The following is a 25,927-nucleotide window of genomic DNA, read 5'->3' as shown; positions in this document are numbered from 1 at the left end:
GCTTCATTAGTCTTCGTTTGGCTTCATTTGTCTTATACATCAAAATCTAATTTTAAAAAGGATAAGAGTTATAATAGAAAATGATTTTTTCTTTGTAACTTTGCAAATTAGGATTCTATGCATTATAGAAAAAACAATAAATTAGCTTAAGTAGAAAATGGCTGAGATAAAAAATATAATAGCATCTCTTGGATTAAACGAAAAGAATGGGCTTTTTTTCGTTGAGGATAGCCATTGGAAAACAAAAACATCTTTTCCTAACAGGGTGAAAAGACTTATAGAATATAAAATAAAGCCTAAGGCTTTCTTTTGTTTTGATAATAAACCATTACTCCTTTTCTTTGAAAATCCGTCTAACAAGGAAAAACTTTATGAAGCCATATGGAACTTCAATGAATCTCCTATTGCTATCATCATTGAAAATAACTGTGTTGAAATATATAATGGATTCAATTTTTTAAAGAATGAAAAAGCATTAGAGAAATTGGGGGGAATTGATAAACTAAACAATTTTTCCTATTTTGAATTAGTTACAGGTAAAACTTGGGAACAATATGCAGAACCATTAAATTATAAAAACAGAGTTGATTATTATCTATTACAAAACATAGATGCCGCTCGAAAAATATTGTTATATGAGCAAAAATTAGATTCCAAAATAGCGAATGCTTTAATTGGAAAAGTAATTTTTGTTCGATATTTAATTGACCGCAAAGTAAAACTTTGCTTCGAAGGAATTTCCAAATACTGGACAAATGAAGAATTTTGCATTCTTCTTAACGACCCTAAAAAAACTAAAGATTTTTTTGATTATTTGGAAAATTCAGAAACAGGATTTAATGGAGATTTATTTCCTTTGCGCGATGAAGAATATATTCAAATACAACCGATTCATTACAGCACTATAAGAAGACTACTAAAAGGAGAAGACCTTGACGAAATGCAACCTTCTCTTTTTGAGTTTTATGATTTTTCAATTATTCCTATAGAATTTATAAGTAATGTGTATGAACTCTTTATCGGTAAAGATAATCAAGAAAAGGAAGGTGCATACTATACACCATTATTTCTTGTTGACTATATTTTAAAAGAAACTATTGAAAATAAATTGAACACTCAAGATGGTTATGAATGTAAGGTTTTAGACCCTGCATGTGGTTCGGGGATTTTTCTTGTTGAAACTCTTCGAAAAATAATTGAAAAATATATAGCATCAGGAGTGGATGTGAAATCTACAGAATTTAAAAATGAAATTAAAGAGATTACGAAAAGAAATATTTTTGGTATTGATAAAGATTTAAATGCTGTTCAAGTTGCAATCTTTTCTATCTATTTAACGTTGTTAGATTACTTAGACCCTCCAGCAATAGCAGAATTTAAATTCCCTTGCTTAATTAATGAGAACTTTTTTGAGTCAGATTTTTTCAATGAAGAAACAGAATTTAACATTCTATTTAAAGATATAAAATTTGATTTTATAGTTGGTAATCCTCCTTGGAAAGGTGGAGGAATAGGTGATTTAGGTAGTAAATATTTAAAAAACAGAAAAAAGAGAGAAAAAGAACTTTCTAAAAAATTTGATATAGCTATTAATAACAATGAAATAGCAGAAGGTTTTGTATTTAGAGTTAGTGATTTTTGTTCTGACAAGACACAAGTCGCTTTAATAATAAGAAGTAGTAGTCTATATAATCTTGGGTATAACAAAAAACATAACAGTCCATTTAGGCAATATTGGTTAGAAGAATTTTTTATTGATAGGGTTTTTGAATTAGCCCCTGTTCGGCATGAAGTCTTTGAAAAATCAAATGACCCTGCAATTGCTCCTGCTGCAATATTATTTTATAGATATGCAAAAGGAGTGAATACAAATAATAATATTGTAAATCACATAACATTAAAGCAAAGTCGTTTTTTTTCTTTATTTAAAATATTTACCATCAATAGAAGTGATTACAAATCAGTTCGACAACAGAAATTTAAAGAATTTGATTGGCTTTGGAAAGTATTAGTATATGGTTCTTATTTAGATTTTAATTTCTTAAAACGTTTAACAGACGAACACAATTTAATAAAGGATATTATTTCTGATGAATCTAAATTTATAGAAGGTACTGGTATTCAATATAGTAGTAATCCACTATATGATTCTACCCACTTAATTGGATGTCCTTTTATAGATTCTTATGGCGTAAATTCTTTTTTTATTGACCCTTCAAAAATCTCTCCTTTTGAAAGGTCTAAAGTACACAGGCTTAGAGATGAAAGGCTATTTAAATCTCCGATGCTATTAATTAGAGAAGGAATTGATTTGCAAAAATTAACAGCCAAATGCACCATCTCAAAGCAAGACATACTTTTTAAGGATTCTATCACATCTATCAAAATTTTAAACGTTAGAGATATAGATGCGATTTATAATATAGCAGCAATACTAAGTTCTTCTTTGTTTGCTTATTATGCTATAAATACATTTGTATCTATTGGTATCGAACGAGAAAGAGCTAAAAATTATAATAAATATAATTTGCCGTATATTGATTTAAATATCAAAAATAGAATTGAAGTTATTGAACAAGCATATCAAGAAAGGTATTCAGCGAAGAAAGAAGTATTGCAGGATGACAAAAAAATAAATGCCCTAAACAATACAATTCTATCTGAATTAAATAAAATAAACAAAGTCATTTATGACAAATTGCAATTGAATGACATTGAAACCGCTTTAATTGAATATGCATTAGATATTAATAAAACTTTCATTATTGGAAATGATGAAGAAAAAGCTCGATTATTTTTACCACTAAAATATGATGACATTATTTTAAATGAATATGTATCATTATTTATTCAGCAATTCAAATCTAAATTAAATGATGAAAACAGAGTCTTCATTGCTGAAATATGGTATACAAAACAAATTATTGGAGTATTTTTTAAAATGATACCTATACAAGATTATAAACAAGATATCGTATGGGTTAATAAACAAAACAATACTGAATTGTTATCTTTTATATCAAAAATAGGAACAGAAAAAATCACAGACAAACTATTTGTACAAAAAGACATTCGTGGATTTGCTTCCAATGGGAATGATTTTTTCATTATAAAGCCTAATGAAAAACGTCTTTGGTATAAAGCTATTGGCTACATGGATGTAAATGAATTTTCTGATGCTATTATTAAAATAGGGAGGAGTTTCTGATGTTTTCCGAATTAAACGCTTCAACTTATAAATATTCATCTGCTTATTATAATGCTGAATTTGAATATATTCTATCTAAAATAATAGCTTGTTATTATTTAATATTAAAAGAAAAAACAAACGTCTGTAATAATGAGAATAAAATTAGGGATATAATATTATATAACTATTTAAAAAAAGAGAATTACAAACAACAACTTGGTCTTACTAATTATTTATTTGACCCTGAAATACCAGAAAATACAGGAAGAATAGACATTCGAATAATGCCTATCAATCCATTTATAAATGATGATGCATACTACATTATAGAATGTAAAAGATTGGATACTAACAATCCAAATGGAACAAGCGGATTGAATGGAGAATATATTTCGGAGGGTATTTGTCGCTTTGTTTCTTCAAAATATTCATGCTATTACAAAACTAATGGAATGATTGCTTTTATTGTACAACCAATGAATATTCAAGAAAATGTAGCTTGCCTTAATAATATTATAAACACTTCAGGTTTTCCTTCAAATACCCAACGAAATATTCAACAACGAAAAATTGTAGATGATTTTAATTATTCCTATTATTCAATACATAGTATCGATAATAAAGAAATTACTATTTATCACTTAATGTTGGATTTCTCAAAAAACATTCAAGAAGAAAGTAAAACGGTCTAAGAATTATTCATGTTTCAGTAAATTTTGCAAATTTGGATCATTTTTAATCCTTTCTATTTCGTCCGTGATAATCTGCTGGACTTCCTGCTTGACCCGGTTGTAATTTGCCTGTATTTCTTCCTGCATCCGGTCATTCCCGTCCTCGTCCCTGAAATCTATAATTTGGGGTAGTTTCTTGTAACTGGCTGTTTCTCGCTTCACTTTCTCGTTATCCACCATAATTTCCGCATGGAATATTTTCTGCTCTATCCGTTCATCGAAATTGTCGCTGACCGCACCCACAAACATACCCTGTGTGAGATTGGATATTTTGCTGGGTGGTATCAGGCTATCCATCTGCGTACTGATTGAGGTTGATTTGTCGTTCCGATTGATAGTCATGCTTTGCCGTTTTTGCAGTACCTTACCGAAACGGTCTGAAAGCGTTTTAGCCGTTTCTGAAACCACCTGACCGGAAAAGATATTACCCACAGTATTTTCGATAACTTTGCTTTCCTTGTCGCCATAGTCCCGGCGTAACTGGCTGAAATCCTGAAAGCCCAAACAGACCGCTACCTTGTTGCTTCGTGCCGTTGCTATCAGGTTATCCAGTCCCCGAAAATAGATGGTCGGTAATTCATCTATGATTACGGAACTTTTGAGTTGGTGCTTCTTGTTTATCAGCTTCACAATACGGGAATTATACAGTCCCAAAGCACAGGAATAGATATTTTGACGGTCGGGATTATTGCCTACCACCAATATTTTAGGTTCTTCCGGATTGTTTATATCCAGTGAAAAATCGTCCCCTGTCATTACCCAATATAAAGCGGGTGAAATCATCCTCGAAAGCGGGATTTTAGCACTTGCAAGCTGCCCCTGCAACTGGTCTTGCGCATTAGATTCCCATGCGTCCATAAACGGTGAAAGGTAGTTTTCCAGTTCGGGATAACTGGTTAAAATAGTGAATGTATCGGCATATTTCTTGTTCAAAAATTCAATGGCGTGCGGGAATGTACAATACTTACCACCCTGATAGATTTTCAAAAACCAAATGATAGAAGCCAGCAGGATAATCGGGCTTTCTACAAAGAAGTCTCCCTGCTTGGTTATCCAACTGCGATTTAAATTTAACATGATTGTATAACTGGCTTCGTATGCGTCCGATATGTCCGTCATAAACGCCGGATTTATCGGGTTGCATCGGTGGCTTTTACGTGGGTCGTCAAAGTTAATCATGTAGAATTTAGGTTTCACTTTATATCCATCTAAATAACTGATTAAGTGGTTGTAAGCTATCTCTGAAAGGTCAGGAAATTTGTAGTCATAAATATAAACAGCAAAGCCTTTTTCGATTTGCTGTTTGATGTAATTATTGACTATCGCATACGATTTTCCCGAACCGGGCGTACCCAATACCATGCTTGCCCTGAACGGATTTACAACGTTTATCCATCCGTCATTCCATTTCTTTTTGTAGTAGAACCGTGTCGGCAGGTTGATGGAATACTCGTTTTCTATCAAGCGTGTTTCTTGTGCAAAACTTTCATTCTCGGTATTAAACACATCATCCATCAGGTTATTTTTCAGCAAACGTGAAATCCATACTCCGGCAGCCAACAGGGAAAGATACCCGGCGGTCATGGTAAAGATATACAATGCCGTGTTTGCCGGCAGCGGCAGAAACAACAGCCACCAATTCAGGAAAAACAGGATAAAACCGATTGTCAGGAATACATAAATCCTGTTCCATGTGATTTTTTCCTCTTTCACTCCCTTTGTACCTAAACAGGAAAGCGCAAGAAATACCACTGAAAAAAGTTTGGTATATAGGATATTGGAGAACAGCCCGGCGGTACGCTGGAAGTTCAGCAGGATTTTATCGACTACCCCGATATTGATACCCCATTCCCGGAACGACTGGTAACAAAACCAGTAAATGTTTATCACTACAAATAAAATACTGATTGCCCGCATAAAGTCCATAACCTTTGCAAGTCCTCTTAAATCATCTTCATTCTGCATAATTGAAATTTTTATAGTTATTAAATACGTCTTTGTTTCTTCTTCTTTCTTTTCTTGGATGGTGGAACTTGGCTGTTATCGGGTGGCGTATCGTTCCCACCGGATAACAGGCTGAACAGTCCCGCAATGGTTTTGCCTGTATTTTCAAGGTGTCCGGTAGAGTTAAATTCCGGCGTGTGTTCCTGCATTTCCTGTTTGCTGTTTCCCGTCAAAGTACGGGAGCCGGAAAACAGGTTGTTGAACACATTGGCAGAAAAGTCCTTTCCCAACCGTGAACCGTTCAGGACGGTACGGTTTTCATGGTCGATGAATGTTACACCGTATATCCTGCCCGTATCGTTCTGCCGGAAAAGAACATCTATACCTTTCTTTTTCAGTTCTTGTTCCAGTTCCTTACGGTTATAGGTGGATTTCATCACTGCACCAACCGTCCTGCGGGTACGCTCTTTCAGGTTCTTGCCCTGAATGTCCTTTGTGGATTTCTTGATGTGTCGCTGGATAGCTTCGTAACCTACCGACTTACCCAAAGAGGAAGATTTGAACGGGTTTCCCTGCTTTTCTCCTTTGTCATTGGTCGCCGAATAGACAATGCCGTTATAGGGTTTGCCGTTCACTTCCCCTTTCACTTCCTCTGCCTGTACATTATATATAGATAGCAGAGCTTTGTATTCGGTGAAACTCTGGAAACGGTAACTGCTGGCAAGGGCTTTCACCGTATTGGATAACTGGTGCTTTACGTCCCCTGCCCGGTAATCCACCTTTTTAAGTTCGGGGCGTTCGGCTGCCTGTTTCTTCTCTGCCGGATGCAGCCCGTACTTCTGTTCCAGTTCACGGGTGATTTGTTTGCTACGGATATGCTCGAACTTGTCATTTATCTTTTTGCCCGTATCATCCACCCGGATGGAAACGATATGGATGTGATGTCTTGCAATATCTTCATGCTTGTACACTATATATGGCTGGTTGCCGTACCCCAACTTATCCATATACTCTTTAGCGATGTCCGCAAGCTGGCTGTCTAAAAGCACATCGTCCGGGTGCGGGTTCAGGGAGATATGGATAATCGGCTTTTCCGTTTTCAAGTCGGCGGGCAGATGTATATCGAAACATTCCATACAACGCCGGATGCTGAAATTTCCGTCCTCGCTCTCGAACATCCGGTTGCTTAAAAGTACCTTTCCCTGCTCTTCATCCACCTTGTTTTGGTTGTAAGAAAGCGCACCGAACAGGGAACTGCCTACGCTTATCTTTGCAACCATCTTGTTTCAAACTCACGGGTCAGTTCAATAATTTGTCGGTTCAAGTCGGCAAGTTCTATCGTTGCCTTTTCCAGTTTATAGAGAAAAGCGAGAGCTTTCTTCTCTGAAAAATTGGTATTGAGAGCCTTTACCACCTGATTATAATTCACGGCAATACCCCTGTACTGGGAATATAAAGCGGTCAGCCGGGTATAATATTCTACTGCCGCCTTGTCGATTTTAATCACTTTGAATGGTTCGCCGAAGATACGGGCGGTGATAAAATGCGCTTTAGTGCGCATACCGGACTGGTCGAACAATGCCAAAAAGCGGGCGTGGTCTATCGCATTGAAGCTGATAGAGTACCTGAACACTGCCGGGTCTGCTTTGGGCTTGCGTCCTGCGCCACCCGGACGGGGCGCATTTTCATTTTTCTGTTTCATGCTTCTTTTTTTAAAGGATTACGACTTCGGAGTGACCCTATCCCGGCTTCGTCCGGGCAACGCGTTCAAAGCTGCTGAAAGAATTTCAAGCTGCTTAGAACACACCTTGCTATTTGCCAGTGCAAATAAAAATCTATCTACCGATGGATTGGAGTTAGCGGAGATTGGAACGCTCCCGGTTTCGGGGGCTTGGTTAGCCTGACCGATACCTTTCGGTTGCAAAGTAACGGGTATTAAAAATGCTGTGAAATAGCAGGTTATAGGACAAATGAGGACAAACGGGGACATTTGAGGACACCTTTCAAAAGGGGTTGTTTTTCTACGTTTATTTGTCCCAGATTTAAGAAAAAAAGCAATATGGACGGATGGAAATATGTAACGGAAAGCGGACGGAAAGAAAGCGGTTTTGAAAACTTGAAAACAAGATTTCAAGATTGCAATCTTTCAAGAAAGCAGGAAAGCAAACCGGATGGAATGATTGAAAGGAAACAGTTATTCAATCGGGAAAGCAAACTGTCCGCAAAGAAAACAAACTGTCTTTGTGGAAAGAATGAAAACAAAAAAGCAAGGAAGAAAACAACCTGCCTTTGTAGAAAGATAGCAAGAAACAAGGAAAGAAAAAAAGAAGTCATTCTCTCTTTCGGAGTTTCAACATGGAACGAAAGAGAACCATCCGTCAATCTGTACGGATGGAATGAAATAAAGATGTATCACAAAAAAGAATTATTACAATGAAGAAAGAAACCTTGTATGTGGCTTTCTCCACCCAAAAGGGCGGGGTCGGCAAAACAACGTTCACCGTCTTGGTGGCAAGTTACCTGTATTACCTCAAAGGGTATAACGTGGCAGTCGTGGATTGCGACTACCCGCAACATTCTATTTCCGCCATGCGCAAACGGGATGCCGAACGAGTGAACAGTGATGAGTATTACAAACGGCTTGCTTTCAACCAGTTCAAAACACTGGGAAAGAAAGCGTACCCGGTGCTGTGCAGTTCACCGGACGAAGCGATAAAAACGGCAGATGAATTTCTTGCATCTGCCGGAATGGACTATGATGTGGCCTTTTTCGACTTGCCCGGAACGGTGAACAGTGAGGGCGTTATCAATTCCCTTTCAGGGGTGGATTATATTTTCACCCCCATAGCCGCCGACCGGGTGGTATTGGAAAGCAGCCTTTCCTTTGCGGTGGCTATCCATAAACTGCTGGTAAAGAATGAAGCGTGCCGACTGAAAGGGCTGCACCTGTTTTGGAACATGGTAGATGGACGGGAAAAAACAGACCTGTACACCCTGTATGAGCAAACCATCGGGGAACTGGAACTACCCCTTATGAAAGTATTTATCCCTGACACTAAAAGGTTCAAAAAGGAACTGGACGCACAGCGTAAAACCGTGTTCCGTTCTACACTGTTCCCGGCGGACAAACGGCTGGTAAAGGGCAGTAATATGGAAGAACTGATAACCGAAATCGCATACCTTATAAAACTGTAACGATATGGCAAAGCAAAGCGGCGGGAAACCGCAAATAGACGAGGATTTTATGAAAGAGATTATTTCACAGGGCTTGCCCGTGAAGAAACAAGAAACGCCGTCGGCGGCAATGGAAACGGAAATAGAAACACCGGATAAACCGGATGATAAAACAGACAAGCAGGAAACGACAAGGGAAGAAAAGACCGTGAAAGAACCTGCCCGCCGGAAAAAGAACACTCCGGGCGATTACCGGGAAACCTATTTCATGCGGGTGGACTTGACCGACCGCCAGCCGTTATACGTCAGCCGTACCACCCACGAAAAGCTGATGAAGATAGTAACCGTTATCGGCGGGCGCAAGGCAACCGTGAGCAGCTATGTAGAAAATATCCTGCTCCGGCATTTCGACCAGTTTCAGGACGAGATAAACGAACTGTACGAAAGCAAATTTGAAAAGCCGTTCTGATATGTTGAAATGGTTTATTATCGGAACGCTCCTGTATTACGCCGTTCTCTTATGGCGATACTGGGATAGCTTGGGAACATGGTTCACGGATAGGAAAAAGCAGCCGGAACAACCGGAAAGCAAAACGACTGTGAAAACCGGAAACGGTGATTCTCTTGTAGGTGCAAGCCGTTACCGGATGGGACAAATGAGGACAAGCGGGGACATCTTAGGACACCTTTCAAAAGGGGTTGATAATGCTTCTATATTTGTCCCGCAAAGCGAGGAAACGGTAACGAAAACGCTTGATAACGAGCTGGCAGATGAAAAAAAAGCCGATACCCCGCAAGCGATTGAAACCGAGTTTGAGATGGAGTTTGAAACAGAAGATGCGGAAGAAACGGACGTTTCGCCAGATGAAATTGAAGCGGAAGAAATCGCCTGTTACATGGGTGACGGTGAGCCGGAAATGGCGCAAGGTATCACGCTGGGGGAACTGGGTCAAATGGTACAGGTCATTCAGGTTAAGCAAGCGTCTGACACGGAAGAACGGCAAGCCGTTCAGACCATCTGCCGGACAGAAACAAACCTCTTTCATTCGCTGGTGGAACAGATTAACGGGGGCAGGTCACGGGTGGCGGAACTTTTACAAAAGCATGAGATACCCGTGCCTGCCATCGTCCCGGCTGCCGGAAATAATGAAATGGCAGACTTTGACATGAACGATTTTCTTTAATGGTAAACTTTAAATAAGTAAGATGATGAAACAAAGAGATTACGGTTAAACAGACCTTTTAGAACATGGGGAACACTCCCCACAACCACAAAAATTCAATTATTAATCACTCCGCCGGGCGGACTATCCAACCGTCCGGCAATTTAAAAATCAATATATTTATAATGAAAAAGAAAGTTCTCTTTTCGGCAGCCGTTCTTTTGGCTGCATCCTCCGCCTTTGCACAGGGTAACGGCATGGCGGGTATTACCGAAGCTACCAATATGGTAACCAGTTATTTCGACCCGGCGACAAAGTTAATTTACGCTATCGGTGCGGTGGTCGGCTTGATTGGCGGCGTGAAAGTGTATGGAAAGTTCAGCAGTGGCGACCCTGACACCAGTAAAACGGCGGCTTCGTGGTTCGGTGCATGTATCTTCCTGATTGTGGCTGCCACCATCCTACGTTCATTCTTCCTCTAAAGAAATGAGCTATGGCAGACTATCCGATTAACAGGGGAATAGGTAAGCCAGTTGAATTTAAAGGGTTGAAAAGTCAATATCTTTTCATTTTTGCGGGCGGGCTGTTAGCCCTGTTCGTGCTTTTCATCATTATGTACATGGTGGGTATCAACCAGTGGGTGTGCATCATCTTCGGCGTTACTTCGGCAACGCTGCTGGTATGGCTCACATTCCGGTTAAACGAAAAGTACGGGACACACGGGTTGATGAAATTGTCCGCACGCAAAAGCCACCCTTTCCATATTATCAACCGAAAAGCCATATCCCGATTATTCACTAAAAATCAGAAACAAGCATCGAAATGAGAAATATATTAAAAGCTACCACGCTGGAAAACAAGTTTCCACTGTTCACGGTGGAAAACGGGTGCATCGTTTCCAAAGATGCCGACATAACGGTGGCGTTCCGGGTGGAACTGCCCGAACTGTTCACCGTCACGGCAGCCGAATACGAAGCGATACATTCCGCTTGGAACAAGGCGGTAAAGGTGCTGCCCGATTATAGCATCGTACACAAACAGGACTGGTTCATCAAAGAGAACTATGCACCTGACATCCAAAAGGATGATTTGAGTTTCCTTTCCCGTTCCTTTGAACGCCATTTCAATGAACGACCGTTCTTGAACCATACCTGCTATTTGTTCCTGACGAAAACGACAAAGGAACACAGCCGGATGCAGAGTAATTTCTCCACCCTTTGCCGGGGCTTCCTTGTCCCCAAAGAGATAAGGGACAGGGAAACGGTTACAAAGTTCCTCGAAGCGGTGGGGCAGTTTGAAAGCATTATGAACGATAGCGGTTTCATTACCCTTACCCGCCTGAGCTCGGACGAAATCACCGGAACAAGGGAAACGGCGGGTATCGTGGAGAAATACTTTTCACTCTCACAAACCGATACCACCACACTGAAAGATATTTCACTGGGTGCAGACGAAATGAAGATTGGCGACAATATCCTTTGCCTGCATACCCTTTCGGATGCGGAAGATATGCCAGGAAAAGTGGGAACTGATACCCGCTATGAAAAGTTATCCACTGACCGGAGCGATTGCAGGTTATCTTTTGCTTCTCCGGTGGGCGTGCTGCTCTCCTGTAACCATATCTATAACCAGTACATCTTCATAGACGACCACACGGAGAACCTGAAACAGTTTGAAAAGATGGCTCGCAATATGCACTCCCTTTCCAAATACAGCCGTGCCAATCAGATAAACAAGTCTTGGATAGAGGAATATTTGAACGAAGCACATTCACAGGGGCTTATCTCCGTGCGATGCCATTGTAATATCATGGCATGGAGTGACGACCGGGACGAACTGAAACACATTAAAAATGATGTGGGGTCACAGCTCGCACTTATGGAGTGCAAGCCACGCCACAACACCACCGACACGCCGACCCTGTTTTGGGCGGGAATACCCGGCAATCAGGCGGACTTTCCGGCGGAAGAAAGTTTCTATACATTCATCGAACAGGCTCTTTGTCTGTTCACCGAAGAAACGAACTACAAAAGTTCACTTTCTCCCTTTGGTATCAAGATGGTGGATAGGGTCACAGGAAAGCCGTTGCACATTGATATTTCAGATTTACCCATGAAGCGGGGTATTATTACCAATCGTAACAAGTTCATACTTGGGCCGAGTGGTAGCGGCAAGTCATTCTTTACCAATCACATGGTACGCCAGTATTATGAACAAAATGCACACGTGTTGTTGGTCGATACCGGAAACAGTTACTTAGGTTTGTGTGAAATGATAAATAGGAAAACGCACGGGGAAGATGGGATTTACTTTACCTATACCACAGAAAACCCGATAGCGTTCAATCCTTTCTATGTGGAAGATGGGGTATTTGACATTGAGAAGAAAGAGAGTATCAAAACGCTTATCCTGACCCTGTGGAAAAGGGACGATGAAGCACCTACACGGGCGGAAGAAGTGGCTTTGTCGAACGCTGTTAGTTCCTATATCGGACTGATTACCAAAGACTGTTCCGTTACTCCCTGCTTCAATACGTTCTACGAGTATGTGAGGAATGACTACCGGGCGCACCTGCAAGAAAAGAACGTCCGGGAAAAGGATTTTGATATAGATAACTTCCTGAATGTATTAGAGCCTTACTATAAAGGCGGCGAATACGATTACCTGTTGAACTCCGACAAAGAGCTTGATTTACTACATAAACGATTCATTGTCTTTGAGTTGGATAATATCAAAGACCACAAAATTTTATTTCCGATTACAACCATTATCATTATGGAAGTTTTCATTAACAAGATGCGTAAACTAAAGGGTATCAGGAAATTAATATTGATAGAAGAAGCGTGGAAAGCGATTGCATCGGCGAACATGGCGGATTACATAAAGTATCTCTATAAAACCGTTAGAAAGTATTTCGGCGAAGCGATTGTAGTTACCCAAGAGGTCGAAGATATTATATCTTCTCCCATTGTAAAAGAGAGTATTATAAACAATTCGGATTGTAAGATACTGCTCGACCAACGGAAGTACCTTAATAAATTCGACAGCATACAGAACCTTTTGGGACTGACCGACAAGGAACGCTCACAGGTGCTTTCCATCAACCTTGCCAACCATCCGAACCGGAAATACAAGGAAGTTTGGATAGGCTTAGGCGGTACACAATCAGCCGTATATGCTACCGAAGTGAGTTTGGACGAATATTTTACATACACAACGGAAGAAACGGAAAAAATGGAACTTTTCGCCTTGTCCGAAAAGTTAGGCGGTAATCTCGAACTGGCTATCAAACGGCTTGCCGAAAGCAAGCGCAATCCCGAAAAATAATCAACTAACAATTTAAAAATCAATCAGTATGAAATATTTAAAATTCCTGTTTCCGGTGCTGTTATGCACTTTGTTACTGGGGCTTTCTTCCTGTAAGGAAACAAACGCCGACCGTCTTAGGGCGATGCGTGGGGACTGGGAAAGCGTGAAAAACCGTCCTGCGTTCTCTCTCTTTGAGGAAAACGGGCATTATAGGGTAACGACCTATCGAAAGACCTACTGGGGGACTGTCCAAACGGAAACCTATCAGATTTCAGAACAGGACGGAAACCTGTTCATCGAAACGGGGCTTTCCGTCTTGCTGACCTACGACAAAGAGAACGACCGGATTCTTCTTTCACCCGGTGGAGAATACAAACGGAGTAAACAACCAATAAAGAAATAAGCGTATGAGAACAAAGATTATAATGCTGCTCGTAGTATGCAGCCTGTTTACCGGAAAGGTAAGCGCACAGTGGGTGGTGAGTGACCCCGGTAATTTGGCGCAAGGGATTATCAATGCGTCAAAGAATATCGTGCAGACATCATCCACCGCACAGAATATGATAAAGAATTTTCAGGAAACGGTAAAGATTTACCAACAAGGTAAGGAATACTATGACAGGCTTAAATCAGTGCATAACCTTGTCAAAGATGCCCGGAAAGTACAAAGGTCCATCCTGCTTATCGGGGAGATTTCAGATATATATGTGAACAGTTTTCAGAAGATGCTTTCGGATGAAAACTATACACCGGACGAACTTTCGGCGATTGCCTACGGCTATACCCAACTGTTGCAGGAAAGTTCCGATGTGCTGGAAGAAATGAAAAGCGTGGTGAACATCAACGGGCTTTCCATGTCGGACAAGGAACGGATGGACGTAATCGACCGGACGTATAACGCCATCAGGAACTATCGGGACTTGGTGAGTTATTATACCCGCAAGAATATTTCCGTTTCCTACCTGCGGGCGAAAAAGAAAAAGGACACCGACCGGGTAATGGCTTTGTACGGCTCGGCGGATGAACGTTACTGGTAACTTCTAAAAATAAGTAGTATGTTATTAGCTATCGAATTTGATAACCTGCATCAAATTTTACGAAGTCTGTACACAGACATGATGCCGTTATGCGGGAACATGGCAGGGGTAGCCAAAGGAATAGCGGGACTGGGGGCTTTGTTCTATGTGGCTGCCAAAGTATGGCAGTCGCTCGCCAGTGCCGAACCGATAGACGTTTACCCGCTTTTGCGTCCTTTTGTGATTGGCTTCTGTATTATGTTCTTCCCCACATTCGTACTGGGTACGATTAACAGCGTGATGTCACCCGTAGTCAAGGGGTGTAACAATATGCTCGAAACGCAGACTTTCGATATGAACACTTACCGGGCGCAAAAGGACAAGCTGGAATATGAAGCGATGGTACGCAACCCGGAAACGGCTTACCTTGTTTCGGATGAAGCGTTTGACAAGCAGATAGACGAACTGGGGTGGTCTGCCAAAGATATTGCCACAATGGGCGGCATGTACATGGATAGGGCAGCCCACAATATCAAGCAGTCCGTCCGGAACTGGTTCAGGGAATTGTTGGAACTGCTCTTTCAATCGGCAGCCCTTGTGATAGACACTATCCGAACCTTTTTCCTTATCGTACTGGCGATATTGGGTCCGATAGCCTTTGCCATCAGCGTGTACGATGGCTTTCAGGCGACACTGACCCAATGGATAACAAGGTACATTTCCGTTTACCTGTGGCTGCCCGTTTCAGACCTGTTCAGTTCCATTCTTGCCCGAATACAGGTGCTTATGCTCCAAAAGGATATTCAGGAACTATCAGACCCCAATTTCATACCGGACGGAAGTAATAGTGTGTACATAATTTTCATGATAATCGGTATCATCGGTTACTTCACTATCCCCACCGTATCGAACTGGATTATTCAGGCGGGCGGAATGGGTAACATGAGCCGGAATATCAATAATTCAGCCAATAAGGTAGGCGGTGCTGCCGGGGCGGTAGCCGGAGCAGCAACCGGGAACGCTGGCGGCAGGGTCGGCGGTAAACTAATCAAAGGTAACCAATAAATAAAAATCAAGATGGAATTTAAAAGTTTAAAGAACATTGAAACCAGTTTCAAACAGATACGGCTTTTTGGTATCGCATTTGTCGTCATGTGTACCCTGATAACGGGTTATGCCGTTTGGAACTCCTATACGTTTGCCGAAGCGCAACGGCAGAAGATTTACGTCTTGGATGGCGGTAAATCGTTGATGCTTGCGCTTTCGCAAGACCTGACACAAAACCGTCCGGTCGAAGCAAGGGAACACGTGAAGCGTTTTCACGAACTCTTTTTCACGTTATCACCCGATAAGAACGCTATCGAAAGCAATATCAAACGGTCGCTGTTCCTTGCTGACAAGAGCGCATTTAATTATTACCGTGACCTCTCGGAGAAAGGGTATTACAACCGTATCATTTCAGGCAATATCAGCCAAACGATACAGATAGACAGCGTTTCTTGCAATTTCGATGTGTACCCGTATGCAGTGGCGACTTACGCCCGCCAAATGATTATCCGTGAAAGCAGCCTGACCGAAAGAAGCCTTGTCACCCGTTGCCGGTTATTGAACGCTGTGCGCTCGGACAATAACCCGCACGGCTTTATCATGGAAAGTTTCGAGATAACGGAGAATAAGGATTTGAACACCATAAAGCGGTAAGCCATGATACGGAAAATTCTCTCTCCGGTTAATCAGGTAATTACCTGTATACAAGATTGGGCGGATGAAAAACTCCGCCACCTGTGCGGGCGCATGACACCAGAAATAAGGTTGGCGGTAATACTGATTATGTTCCTGTTCTTCAGCGGGCTATCCATCTACTTTACGGTATCATCCATTTACCGGATAGGCAAAGAGGATGGCGAAACCATACGAATAGAGCACATCAGGCAGTTGCAGCTACAAAGTAAAGACAGTACGAACATTTTTAATCAGTCAGACAATGGAAGAAAAAGAAGTGAAGAATGAAGTTCCCGCACCGGAAACGGCAACGGGAAAAGAACCTGAAAAACAGGGAAAGGAAAAAAAGGAACTGACCCCGCAGCAGATACAGCAACGAAAGAAGATGTTGGTTTACCCGCTTATGGGACTGGTTTTCTTAGGGGCTATGTACCTGATTTTTGCACCGTCCGATAAAGACGAAGCAAAGGTGGAAAGCGTGGGCGGATTTAACGCCGATATTCCGCAGCCCAAAGGGGACGGGATAATCAGCGATAAAAAGACCGCCTACGAACAGGAACAGATGGAGAACAAACAGGCGGACAAGATGCGCTCCTTGCAGGATTTTGCCTTTTCGCTCGGAGAGGAAAACGGGGAAGATTTGACCCTGATAGATGATACTCCGGCGGAAAAGCCGAAAAACGCCGTGATTGACTTCGGGGCGGGTGCGTCGAACAATAGCCGTTCCTCTATCCAATCTTCGGCGGTGGCTTACCGGGACATGAACCGTCAGTTAGGCAGTTTCTACGAAACACCGAAAGAGGACAAGGAGAAAGAGGAACTTAAACGGCAGGTGGAAGAACTGACTGCTCGGCTCGATGCGAAAGAAAACGGTGCGGGCAGCATGGATGAACAGGTGGCTCTTATGGAAAAGTCCTACGAACTGGCGGCAAAATACATGAACGGACAGAACGGGCAAAGTTCACAGCCGGGACAGATTGCACAGGTTTCGCCATCCGCACCCGTTCAGGGAAGTGGAAACGCCACACCTGTAAAATCGGTATCGGACAGGACGGTTTCAGGATTGCAGCAGCCTATGAGCAATGTCGAATTTATCGCCGAATACAGCAAGCCACGCAATTACGGGTTTAATACAGCGGTCGGCAGTAGCTATTCGATGGGAAAGAACACTATCCGGGCGTGTGTGCATAACGACCAAACACTTATGGACGGGCAGACCGTCAAGCTCCGGCTGTTAGAACCACTGCAAGCGGGAAACGTCATTGTCCCGAAAAACAGCCTTGTATCGGGAAGTGCCAAAGTTCAGGGGGAACGGCTCGACATACTGGTGTCCTCGCTTGAATATGCGGGTAACATTATTCCGGTGGAACTTGCCGTTTATGACAGTGACGGGCAAAAGGGGCTTTCCGTTCCCTCGTCACTGGAACAGGAAGCAGCCAAAGAAGCGATGGCGAACATTGGTGCTGGGCTGGGAACAAGCATTTCTTTTGCGCAAAGTGCCGGGCAGCAGGTCGCAATGGATATTACAAGGGGCTTGATGCAGGGCGGGTCGCAATACCTTGCAAAGAAGTTCCGGACGGTAAAAGTACACCTGAAAGCGAACTATCAGGTGATGCTTTACGCCAAACAGCAATAATCAATTTATCAATTATCAACCATAAAAATTTCAATCCAAAATGAAAAAGTTAATTATCATGTTTGCCCTGCTTTTGGGCGTGGTTTCAATGAAAGCACAAAGTAACGATTTGTATCAGGGCATCACTAAAAAGCTGCCTTACCGCCAAATGGTAACACCTTACGGCATACAGGTGACGTTTGCAAAAACGGTACATATCATTTTCCCGTCTGCCGTGAAGTACGTGGATTTAGGCAGTAACTACATTATTGCCGGAAAAGCGGACGGGGCGGAAAATGTTGTCAGGGTGAAAGCCACAACAGAGGGCTTTCCCGGTGAAACCAATTTTTCCGTTATCTGTGAGGATGGTAGCTTTTACAGTTTCAATGCAAAATACGCACATGAACCGGAAATGCTAAACATCGAAATGAAAGACTTCTTGGAGAATGAGGACACAACGGATTTCAGCCATACCCGAATGAACATCTATTTCCGTGAACTGGGTAACGAAAGCCCGCTTTTGGTAAGGCTGATTATGCAGTCCATCTACAAGAACAATGACCGGGAAATAAAGCATTTGGGATGCAAGCGTTTCGGGGTGCAGTTCTTGGTAAAGGGCATTTATTCGCATAACGGGCTGTTCTATTTTCATACGCAAACAAAGAACAGTTCAAACGTACCGTTTGATACCGATTTTATCCGATTCAAGATTGTGGATAAGAAAGTAGCCAAAAGGACGGCTATTCAGGAAACGGTCATTGACCCGGTACGGAGCTATAACGAGATACTGGTTATCGGCGGTAAAAGTACCGTCCGCACCGTGTACACCGTTCCACAGTTCACTATCCCTGACGATAAGATATTAATTATCGAATTGGTGGAAAAGAACGGGGGCAGACACCAAACTATCCGGGTGGAAAACTCGGATGTCGTGGCAGCCAAAGTGATTAACGAACTTAAAATCAAATAAACATGAAAAGGATATGCTGTATTATATCCCTTTTTGTGCTGTGCCTGACTTTCAACCAGGCACACGCACAAAGATGTCTGCCGGGAATGAAAGGCTTGCAGGTTACGGGTGGCATGGCGGACGGTGTTCACTGGAACAGTAAAAGTGATTTCGCCTATTATTTCGGGGCTGCCATGAGTACCTATACCAAAAACGGGAACAGGTGGGTTATCGGCGGGGAATACCTCGAAAAGCATTACCCCTATAAGGATTTGCAAATACCAGTCAGCCAGTTTACAGGCGAGGGCGGTTACTATTTGAATTTCCTTTCAGACAGGAAGAAAACCTTTTTTCTCTCGCTGGGTCTATCTGCCCTTGCCGGGTATGAAACAAGTAACTGGGGTGACAAGCTGCTGCCCGATGGTTCGACCCTGACCGATAAGGACGGTTTTGTTTATGGCGGTGCGCTGACGCTGGAACTGGAAAGTTACATTACCGACCGGGTGGTGTTCCTGATTAACGCACGGGAAAGATGCCTGTTCGGTTCTTCCGTTGGAAAGTTCCATACACAGTTCGGTATCGGTCTAAAGATAATCATGTGATAAACTAACCTATTATATATAATGTATATGAGAAAGATTTTAAACCGTATTTTAATGGGCTGCTATGTAATGGCCGCCATCTTATTTGTGGGTGCGTGTAATGACGATGTGGATATACAGCAGTCTTACCCGTTCCGTATTGAAACGATGCCTGTACCGAAGAAATTAAAGGTGGGTGAAACGGCGGAAATACGCTGCCAGCTTCACCGGGACGGACGGTTTGAGGAAACAATGTATTTCATCCGTTATTTCCAGCCGGACGGGGCGGGAACGCTGAAAATGTCCGATGGGACGGTTTTACTGCCGAATGACCTGTACCCGCTTCCGGGTGAAACATTCCGGCTTTATTATACTTCCGCATCCACCGACCAACAGACGGTAGATGTGTATTTTCAGGATAGCTTCGGACAGTTGCAGCAGCTTACGTTTTCATTCAATAATGACAATAACAAGGAAGAAGAAAACAAATAAAGTAAAAAGAGTATGGTTAAAATAGAATTGGATATAAACGGTATTTCATTCTTTGTAAATACCACATGGAAAACAGATACAGTTCCGGCAGTCGGTGACATTGTGATAGTGGATAAAGAAAGCATTTCCCAATTTGACCGGGCGGAATTAAGAAAAACACCGTCCAATCAGGCTTTCAAATGGACGGATGAAGAAGATGATGCACCCGTACTGGAATGGTTCGATTATGACAATGAAATGGTTGTCAAAAAACGGACATGGAAATTTGATTCCGAAGATGAAGAAATGGTGTGCATTCTGAAAGTAGCCTTTCTGTGCTTTGAAGAATAATATCAGGTTTCATTCACATTGTTTTTATGCTCTGTAATTCCCTTTTAGTATGAGCAAAGAATTGGGATGATACCGCAAAGCGTAATGTGATGAAAGACAATCCGCCGGGTAATTTCCGCCGGGTTGTCATTCTTTAATGAAAAGCTACAGAATTTGCAAAGATTTAAACAGACCTCGATGTACAACTAATTGCTCTCTAAAATTTATTCGAGCTTCCCTATTAAGATATCTAAAGATTTGATTATTTTTTTGTTTAGGCTGATTTCCAAGTACACTAAAATCATATAAAGTTTGCAAAACGTATTCAATATTTTTTTCTTTTATTGTTCCTGCATCTAAATAAGACCTATATACTTCTTTAAATTCGGTAACAGTAAAAGTTTGCTTTCTAATTTGAGATATTATTTGTAGTATATTATTAATATCAGGCAAGAGTGCATGTATCTCATCAACAATTTCATCTCTCAAATAATTAGAAAAAGCTTTGTCCACAAACTTAATAGTTTTAGGATGAATTTGCTTATATCCTTGAGTCAAAGTATCCTCAGCACAAACTTGAATATATCTTATAAAATCACGAGGGCGTAAATGAGTACTACCTGAAATGAATTCAAAACTATTAACCATCTTTTTTCCTTGATTTCCCTTTGGAACATCTTTTCTGAAAAATAAAAGATTCCATGCTTTGTCAAAAGGAAGTATTTCTCCGTCTAAATTGTGCGCACGACTAATTCTATAGGCTAACATCTGTTTTATCTTAATTTCATTCCAATTTAAATCGACCTTAAAATCGCTCCATTTATTTTTATCAGAATCCTTTATTAAGCTATAAATATCATCTCGAAGAAACACTACCGGATAAATATTAAAATCTGTATTTCGAAATATGGACTTTATATCTTGCACTGCTTTAAATAAGCTTGTTATCAAGTTTGAATAATATTCAAATTCGCCTTTATTTGTTACATCTCGGTAATCTTCATCTAACTCATCAAATATTATATAATATGAACTTTTATCTAAATGCCCCATTATTATATCCTCAAGGATATTTACCCTTTCAATCCAACTTAATTTTTCTAATTCTGGAGCTTCATTTGTGAACTTTGCATTAATCACTCCTGCTAATGAGAGTGAAAAGTCTTTTTTTGTCCAAGTATTTACAGTTCTTGGTAATGAAGTTATTGGATCCGTACCGTATGCCTTAGCTAATTCCGCACGTAAAGAAGAAGATATTCCTTCATTACAAATCATCATACGACAAATAAATGAATATATCAGATATTTCCAAATAGAAATATATTGATTTGGGGCAGTATATTTAGTATTAGAAAGGGAATAAAGCTCATTAAAAGGGAAATTTTTAAAACTTAATTTCTCTGAAAACTTAAAGTTTGCTTTTTTAAGCAAATATTCACTTATTGCAGTCTTGCCTGTACCTTTTCTTCCTATAACATAACACTTTTCTCCACTCAAAATATCATCAACTTCGTTTTGCGAATAAAAGTACCTGTCCGTGTCTTCCAACTTAGCATCTAATTTCCAGCGCTTTGCTATCTCTGTTAGTAAGTTCTTATTGTCACTCATATTAATAGATGTATAAATTAGTGCAAAAATAATCAAAAATCCAAAGAATACCAATGCTTTGGACTTTCAATTATTTAGGAACAATCATTTTTCTTCTTTATCCGAATCATTCTGAAACGAGAAGCTCAAATCAACCCTTTGCCCGAAGCTGTCGTACACATACACGTCTATCTGTTGCTGGTCTGTCGTTTCGGACGTGTAATACAACCGGACGGTAAAGGGAAGTTTAAAAATGTCGGATGGTACGGTCTTACTGCCGAATGACCTGTACCCGCTTCCGGGTGAAACATTCCGGCTTTACTATACCTCTGCATCCACCGACCAGCAGACTATTGATGTGTATTTTCAGGATAGTTTCGGGCAGTTGGAACAACTTACGTTTTCATTTAATAATGATAACAGTAAAGAAGAACAGGGGGAATAAAAATGGAAACATTGGTTGCATACCTTATATTTCTTATTCTCTTTTGGGCTTACACTGCATTTGAACTGAAAAATGCTCCTACTGATGTGGAACTGTGGGGCGAGGAAGTAGAATAAAAACATTATAACCACTGCCGGATATATTCGGTAGTGGTTTTTATTACTTACCCGGATGTGGAATACCAAACATATCTAATAAATTAATATATGTTTTTGTATTATTCTTTGCTTCATCAAGCATTTTTGCCCGGCGTTCTCCTTCCTCTTTTGTTGGCGCATTAGCTTTTACCATTGTTTTGATAGCTTCAAACTGTACTTCAAATTGTTGTTCTTGTTTATCGTTCATATTTGTCTATTATAAAATTATTTTCAAAGATAAAGTTTTAATTTGAAAATCAGAGGAATAAAACAGGTTTCTTTGCTATCTTTCTTTGTCCGCTTCGGCTCACAGAAAGAAAGTAGCGGCGGCATTTGCCGCCGTTCTTTATTAACCGATTATGATGTTCTTTATGGGCGTGTTATGTTCCAGCCACTCTTTTACACATTCCATATTATATTCACTTGTTATCACTGCCTTATCTGTGCCTATGGGAGTGAAACGGGTGCTTTCGTAGCTGTCTATCCATCCTTTCAAGGAACAGACACCCCATGTTTTCACATCTTCAAAAATAGCGTCTAATGTGCCGATGGGTTCGCCGAAAGTAACTATCATTGCATCGAATGTCGTTTTGTCGGGCAACAGTTCCAAATACTTCAAAGAGCCGGAACCGTCTGCTTTCCGTCCAAAAGACCAGTCATAGGAATAAAATTCATCACCCCACTGGCGCGGCGTGTCGAAACGTACTTTCACGCTGACCGTATATTTATCCTCTGTGGTGTCCTCGATAACACCCGTTACCAGTAAGCCCGTAAATATGCACTTGCAACGTCTGCCGATAATCCTTTTATTTACTTCTGTCGTTTTCATAAATGTACCTTTTAAACTGTTATTATTGTGTCTTTTCTTTCTTCGCTATCCATTCATCCCGCCGTTTGCGGCACTCGTCAAGTGTTTTGGCAACGGTGCTGAACAGTTCGTTATCCGTGTGGCGGTAATCATATTGATAATAGATTTGTCCCCTGAATGCGCCTAAACAGCATTTTACATATTTTTCTTCTCCCGGTGTTTGGGTAATACTTACCCCGTTTTTGTTTAAAGTTTCCATATCGTTATAATTTATAATGAGTTATCAGATAATCAAAAATGAGAGCAACACAATGAAAATAATCGCCATACAAAACAGGTAAACGGCGGAGATAAACAGCCGGAGAACGAACCGGAGAATAAAAAAGCCTATGATTAGGGCTATCCACATTCCGGCGGTGCTGGTGGCTGCCTGATAGATGATAAAAGCAAGTATGAACCATCGTAAAAAAGTCGTTATCTTATTATATACTTTCATTATCTTGGTGTGTTACGGGTGGATTGCTCCACCCGGTTAGTAATCAGGCACAACGGAAAACAAAACCGTTATCCATCCAGTAATCAGTTATAAATAAATCACGGGCAAAAGCCGAATAGTCAAAGTAGGTCTTTGCGAACTCCGGCAGGTCGTAACATTGCTCTACGATTTCATAAGCGTAATCTTCCTCGTCTTTATATTCTCCCTGATATTCGTCCTCAAAGGAAGAAATAAGGTCGTCCGCATCTTCTTCGCTTATATCGCTGTTGTGGTGGTCGCACCATACGAAAAACGCTTCCTGCTGGGTTTCACTTAGTTTCTCAATGGCATCCCGAAGCTCAAAGAACTTTTCAGAAAGCCAACTTTCGGAAATCAAGGCTTCCGGGATATTCTCATAATCCTGAAACATAAATTCCGGGTCTTGGTCGTCCTTGTGCAGTTCCCGGCACGCTTCCATAAATTCGTCCTTATCTGAATAGTCGGACAGGTCTAACCACTTGCCGAAAAGTGAACCGTTGTTATACTTGTTGTAAGTACCTACATAAACTCTTGCTTCTGATAATGTTACTGCTTCCATAATTCTGTGTCTTTTAAAATTTATGCAGATTTGAGAGGTAAGGGAGTTGAGTTTCATAACCTTTTTTCCTGCTTATCGTAAATCTGACTTTTTTTTATGCGTTTCCGGTCGGGGCGGTCGTTTTCGTTTCATATAGGCTTTAAAGGGTAGTGTTTAGGCTTTGCAAGATTTTAAAGAAAAATACTCTTTGGACGAAGTACAACAGGAAGATTTTTGTTTAAACCCTTTAGGGCTTGACCTTGCAAAGACGTGAAGAACACGGAAATACCTTTGCCTATGTGATACGATAATGACTGCTTCGGCTGGGGACTGCCTAAGAGGAAGATTTACAATAGGAGAAACTGGAAAAATGGTTTTATTTTAAAAGTAGGATATTGTGTTTTTGTTGCCAGTAACAAAAAAAGGGCTTAGATAAGCCCCTCGTCTGCAAAACTATAATAGCTTTCTTCTGTCAGGATGATATGGTCTAACAGATGTAAATCTAAGACCTTGCAGGCTTCTTTTATTTTTGAGGTAATTTGTTTGTCCGGTTCACTCGGACGTAGGTTGCCCGATGGGTGGTTATGTGAGAGGATTATGCCCGAAGCATGGACTTTCAAGGCGGTTTGCAGGATGATTTTCACGTCCATTACAGTTTCAGCCATGCCGCCTTTAGAGATAAGGGAAACGCCTAAAGCCTTATTTGCCCGATTGAGAAACATTACATGGCTTTCCTCGTGATGTTCCATACATTCGATATAGAACGGTTTCAGGTAAGAGTAGGACGTTTCGGATGAGAGTATTTTCACCCTTTCGGATGCTTTTACATTGTCTTTATAAGAGATAGTGATTTCCGGCATGGTAAATTCTGTTGTTTTCATAACTACTAAAATTTAAATTAAACAATAAGAAATTTTGCCGGACACCCACAGTTTGGCGGGGACTTCAACCATATCTTTTCAAAAAATACGACCCGTAGGTGTGGAGATTTTTTAGAAAACCGGAACGGCTCGGATTTGGTATTTGTCCCCACCGGGCTGTAATTTTGCTAAAATTTGTGATTGAGATACATTACTTTAGGGAACTGAAAAAGGGGTATCACTGGTGACACCCCTTAGACAACCGAATACCTTAAACCGTTATTCGTCATAGGTTCTATATCCTATCGGTTTGCGTGGCTTCGGTTCGGGCTTGCTTAGTAATTGGGTCAGTGCTTGGTATATCTCGCTGAATTGTGCATCCGTACTTTCTTCCAGTTCTTCAATACGCTTTAGTAGTTCCTGATAGCCTGTTATCATTTGACGCAAGGCTACGAATGCCCGCATGATGGAAATATTCACCTGTATGGCAATAGGGCTGCGCAGTACACCGGACAGGGCGGCTACTCCCTCTTGCGTGAAAACATAGGGCAAATATTTAATATGCTTACCACGTTTTGAACTGGCTGCTGCTTCCATTTCATCCGGATTATTCTTTAAGGTCACAATTTGTGACCTTAAACATTCCACTTCTTCCTTTGTCAGTTCAAACATAAAATCTTCCGGGAAACGTTCTATATTACGTTTCACAGCCTGTTTCAACGCTTTTGTTTCCACCTGATAAAGTGCCGCAAGGTCACTATCGAGCATAACCCGGCAACCTCTGATTTCATAAATCTTGCTTTGGATGATTTGTAAGTCCATAATGTTATTATTTAATGGTGA

Annotated in this window: 31 protein-coding genes and 1 pseudogene; 20 read left to right on the top strand and 12 right to left on the bottom strand. The window is 41.0% G+C overall.

Features of this window, described 5'->3' with window-relative positions:
- Positions 1 to 157 precede the first annotated feature (157 nt).
- Both BF9343_RS05815 and BF9343_RS05810 read left to right on the top strand, forming a co-directional pair.
- The gene (locus BF9343_RS05815; protein ID WP_010992402.1) at positions 158 to 3,208 is read left to right on the top strand and encodes an N-6 DNA methylase; all 3,051 of its coding nucleotides are present in this window, start codon (positions 158 to 160) and stop codon (positions 3,206 to 3,208) included.
- Positions 3,208 to 3,882 (top strand): hypothetical protein, encoded by a 675-nt coding sequence (locus tag BF9343_RS05810; protein WP_010992401.1) that lies wholly within the window; start codon positions 3,208 to 3,210, stop codon positions 3,880 to 3,882. The genes BF9343_RS05815 and BF9343_RS05810 overlap by 1 nt, the downstream gene beginning before the upstream one ends.
- Before the next feature lie 3 nt (positions 3,883 to 3,885).
- Here the strand turns inward: BF9343_RS05810 and mobC are convergent, their stop codons facing one another.
- From mobC to mobA, 3 genes are read right to left on the bottom strand one after another with little or no spacing between them, the layout of a single operon-like run.
- A complete protein-coding gene (gene mobC / locus BF9343_RS05805) occupies positions 3,886 to 5,886 on the bottom strand; it encodes a conjugal transfer protein MobC (protein WP_010992400.1) in 2,001 nt (666 codons plus the stop codon).
- Positions 5,887 to 5,906: 20 nt separating this feature from the next.
- Positions 5,907 to 7,145 (bottom strand): conjugal transfer protein MobB, encoded by a 1,239-nt coding sequence (gene mobB, locus BF9343_RS05800; protein ID WP_010992399.1) that lies wholly within the window; start codon positions 7,143 to 7,145, stop codon positions 5,907 to 5,909.
- Positions 7,130 to 7,567: a conjugal transfer protein MobA gene (gene mobA / locus BF9343_RS05795; RefSeq protein WP_007216065.1), complete on the bottom strand. Its 438-nt coding sequence runs from the start codon at positions 7,565 to 7,567 to the stop codon at positions 7,130 to 7,132. The genes mobB and mobA overlap by 16 nt, the downstream gene beginning before the upstream one ends.
- A 357-nt stretch (positions 7,568 to 7,924) precedes the next feature.
- Here mobA and BF9343_RS05790 point away from each other — a divergent pair, with 357 nt between their 5' ends.
- From BF9343_RS05790 to BF9343_RS05710, 17 genes are all read left to right on the top strand, one after another.
- Positions 7,925 to 8,302: a hypothetical protein gene (locus BF9343_RS05790; RefSeq protein WP_041926185.1), complete on the top strand. Its 378-nt coding sequence runs from the start codon at positions 7,925 to 7,927 to the stop codon at positions 8,300 to 8,302.
- Complete coding sequence (locus BF9343_RS05785; protein WP_010992397.1) at positions 8,299 to 9,060, top strand: ParA family protein; 762 nt, start codon at positions 8,299 to 8,301, stop codon at positions 9,058 to 9,060. The genes BF9343_RS05790 and BF9343_RS05785 overlap by 4 nt, the downstream gene beginning before the upstream one ends.
- A 4-nt stretch (positions 9,061 to 9,064) precedes the next feature.
- Complete coding sequence (locus BF9343_RS05780; RefSeq protein ID WP_010992396.1) at positions 9,065 to 9,508, top strand: DUF3408 domain-containing protein; 444 nt, start codon at positions 9,065 to 9,067, stop codon at positions 9,506 to 9,508.
- A 1-nt stretch (position 9,509) separates the two neighbouring features.
- Positions 9,510 to 10,223 (top strand): hypothetical protein, encoded by a 714-nt coding sequence (locus BF9343_RS05775; protein WP_010992395.1) that lies wholly within the window; start codon positions 9,510 to 9,512, stop codon positions 10,221 to 10,223.
- 164 nt (positions 10,224 to 10,387) lie between these two features.
- Positions 10,388 to 10,684: a DUF4134 domain-containing protein gene (locus tag BF9343_RS05770; protein WP_005926215.1), complete on the top strand. Its 297-nt coding sequence runs from the start codon at positions 10,388 to 10,390 to the stop codon at positions 10,682 to 10,684.
- 11 nt (positions 10,685 to 10,695) lie between these two features.
- Positions 10,696 to 11,028 (top strand): DUF4133 domain-containing protein, encoded by a 333-nt coding sequence (locus tag BF9343_RS05765; RefSeq protein ID WP_008775036.1) that lies wholly within the window; start codon positions 10,696 to 10,698, stop codon positions 11,026 to 11,028.
- The gene (locus BF9343_RS05760) at positions 11,025 to 13,529 is read left to right on the top strand and encodes a TraG family conjugative transposon ATPase (protein WP_010992394.1); all 2,505 of its coding nucleotides are present in this window, start codon (positions 11,025 to 11,027) and stop codon (positions 13,527 to 13,529) included. The genes BF9343_RS05765 and BF9343_RS05760 overlap by 4 nt, the downstream gene beginning before the upstream one ends.
- A gap of 28 nt (positions 13,530 to 13,557) precedes the next feature.
- Positions 13,558 to 13,914, top strand: a complete 357-nt coding sequence (locus tag BF9343_RS05755) for a DUF3876 domain-containing protein (protein WP_010992393.1) — start codon at positions 13,558 to 13,560, stop codon at positions 13,912 to 13,914.
- Positions 13,915 to 13,918: 4 nt separating this feature from the next.
- Positions 13,919 to 14,548: a DUF4141 domain-containing protein gene (locus BF9343_RS05750; protein ID WP_010992392.1), complete on the top strand. Its 630-nt coding sequence runs from the start codon at positions 13,919 to 13,921 to the stop codon at positions 14,546 to 14,548.
- A gap of 18 nt (positions 14,549 to 14,566) precedes the next feature.
- Entirely contained in the window at positions 14,567 to 15,592 is a 1,026-nt protein-coding gene (gene traJ / locus BF9343_RS05745; RefSeq protein ID WP_010992391.1) for a conjugative transposon protein TraJ, read from the top strand.
- Positions 15,593 to 15,604: 12 nt separating this feature from the next.
- Entirely contained in the window at positions 15,605 to 16,228 is a 624-nt protein-coding gene (gene traK, locus BF9343_RS05740) for a conjugative transposon protein TraK (RefSeq protein ID WP_008766841.1), read from the top strand.
- 3 nt (positions 16,229 to 16,231) lie between these two features.
- A complete protein-coding gene (locus BF9343_RS05735; RefSeq protein ID WP_008766842.1) occupies positions 16,232 to 16,537 on the top strand; it encodes a TraL conjugative transposon family protein in 306 nt (101 codons plus the stop codon).
- The gene (gene traM, locus BF9343_RS05730; protein WP_010992390.1) at positions 16,512 to 17,885 is read left to right on the top strand and encodes a conjugative transposon protein TraM; all 1,374 of its coding nucleotides are present in this window, start codon (positions 16,512 to 16,514) and stop codon (positions 17,883 to 17,885) included. The genes BF9343_RS05735 and traM overlap by 26 nt, the downstream gene beginning before the upstream one ends.
- Before the next feature lie 40 nt (positions 17,886 to 17,925).
- Positions 17,926 to 18,834 (top strand): conjugative transposon protein TraN, encoded by a 909-nt coding sequence (gene traN / locus BF9343_RS05725; RefSeq protein WP_010992389.1) that lies wholly within the window; start codon positions 17,926 to 17,928, stop codon positions 18,832 to 18,834.
- A 2-nt stretch (positions 18,835 to 18,836) separates the two neighbouring features.
- Complete coding sequence (locus tag BF9343_RS05720; RefSeq protein WP_010992388.1) at positions 18,837 to 19,415, top strand: conjugal transfer protein TraO; 579 nt, start codon at positions 18,837 to 18,839, stop codon at positions 19,413 to 19,415.
- Positions 19,416 to 19,436: 21 nt separating this feature from the next.
- Positions 19,437 to 19,886, top strand: a complete 450-nt coding sequence (locus tag BF9343_RS05715; protein ID WP_010992387.1) for a DUF3872 domain-containing protein — start codon at positions 19,437 to 19,439, stop codon at positions 19,884 to 19,886.
- A gap of 12 nt (positions 19,887 to 19,898) precedes the next feature.
- The gene (locus tag BF9343_RS05710) at positions 19,899 to 20,216 is read left to right on the top strand and encodes a hypothetical protein (RefSeq protein ID WP_010992386.1); all 318 of its coding nucleotides are present in this window, start codon (positions 19,899 to 19,901) and stop codon (positions 20,214 to 20,216) included.
- A gap of 144 nt (positions 20,217 to 20,360) precedes the next feature.
- Here BF9343_RS05710 and BF9343_RS05705 read toward each other — a convergent pair whose 3' ends face one another.
- Together BF9343_RS05705 and BF9343_RS22170 are read right to left on the bottom strand one after the other, a co-directional pair.
- Entirely contained in the window at positions 20,361 to 21,803 is a 1,443-nt protein-coding gene (locus BF9343_RS05705; protein ID WP_100764400.1) for a P-loop ATPase, Sll1717 family, read from the bottom strand.
- 84 nt (positions 21,804 to 21,887) lie between these two features.
- Complete coding sequence (locus tag BF9343_RS22170) at positions 21,888 to 22,010, bottom strand: TraQ conjugal transfer family protein (RefSeq protein WP_229729457.1); 123 nt, start codon at positions 22,008 to 22,010, stop codon at positions 21,888 to 21,890.
- On the opposite strand from BF9343_RS22170, the pseudogene BF9343_RS05700 reads away from it, so the two are divergent.
- Positions 21,993 to 22,227 (top strand): annotated as a pseudogene (locus tag BF9343_RS05700) (TraQ conjugal transfer family protein); the annotation flags it as partial. The gene BF9343_RS22170 and the pseudogene BF9343_RS05700 sit on opposite strands and share 18 nt — an antisense overlap.
- A gap of 159 nt (positions 22,228 to 22,386) precedes the next feature.
- Here BF9343_RS05700 and BF9343_RS05695 read toward each other — a convergent pair.
- The 7 genes from BF9343_RS05695 to BF9343_RS05665 all read right to left on the bottom strand — a co-directional run bounded on the left by BF9343_RS05695 (position 22,387) and on the right by BF9343_RS05665 (position 25,906).
- On the bottom strand, positions 22,387 to 22,572 hold the full coding sequence (locus BF9343_RS05695) for a hypothetical protein (RefSeq protein ID WP_010992384.1): 186 nt from the start codon (positions 22,570 to 22,572) through the stop codon (positions 22,387 to 22,389).
- A 141-nt stretch (positions 22,573 to 22,713) separates the two neighbouring features.
- Positions 22,714 to 23,193 (bottom strand): DUF7258 domain-containing protein, encoded by a 480-nt coding sequence (locus BF9343_RS05690; RefSeq protein ID WP_010992383.1) that lies wholly within the window; start codon positions 23,191 to 23,193, stop codon positions 22,714 to 22,716.
- Positions 23,194 to 23,215: 22 nt separating this feature from the next.
- On the bottom strand, positions 23,216 to 23,431 hold the full coding sequence (locus BF9343_RS05685) for a DUF3873 domain-containing protein (protein WP_010992382.1): 216 nt from the start codon (positions 23,429 to 23,431) through the stop codon (positions 23,216 to 23,218).
- Between the two features lie 24 nt (positions 23,432 to 23,455).
- Positions 23,456 to 23,668, bottom strand: coding sequence for a hypothetical protein (locus BF9343_RS05680; protein WP_010992381.1), 213 nt, complete (start codon positions 23,666 to 23,668; stop codon positions 23,456 to 23,458).
- Positions 23,669 to 23,711: 43 nt separating this feature from the next.
- Positions 23,712 to 24,245 carry an antirestriction protein ArdA gene (locus BF9343_RS05675; protein WP_010992380.1) on the bottom strand — a complete coding sequence of 178 codons (534 nt, stop codon included), beginning with the start codon at positions 24,243 to 24,245 and terminating at the stop codon, positions 23,712 to 23,714.
- 407 nt (positions 24,246 to 24,652) lie between these two features.
- A complete protein-coding gene (locus BF9343_RS05670; protein WP_010992379.1) occupies positions 24,653 to 25,105 on the bottom strand; it encodes a JAB domain-containing protein in 453 nt (150 codons plus the stop codon).
- 258 nt (positions 25,106 to 25,363) lie between these two features.
- The gene (locus BF9343_RS05665) at positions 25,364 to 25,906 is read right to left on the bottom strand and encodes an ORF6N domain-containing protein (protein ID WP_010992378.1); all 543 of its coding nucleotides are present in this window, start codon (positions 25,904 to 25,906) and stop codon (positions 25,364 to 25,366) included.
- Between the last annotated feature and the right edge of the window lie 21 nt (positions 25,907 to 25,927).

Origin of the sequence: Bacteroides fragilis NCTC 9343, assembly GCF_000025985.1 — a bacterium.
In the GTDB taxonomy this organism is placed as follows: Bacteria; Bacteroidota; Bacteroidia; order Bacteroidales; family Bacteroidaceae; genus Bacteroides; species Bacteroides fragilis.
This window is presented reverse-complemented; position numbering and strand designations above follow the sequence as displayed.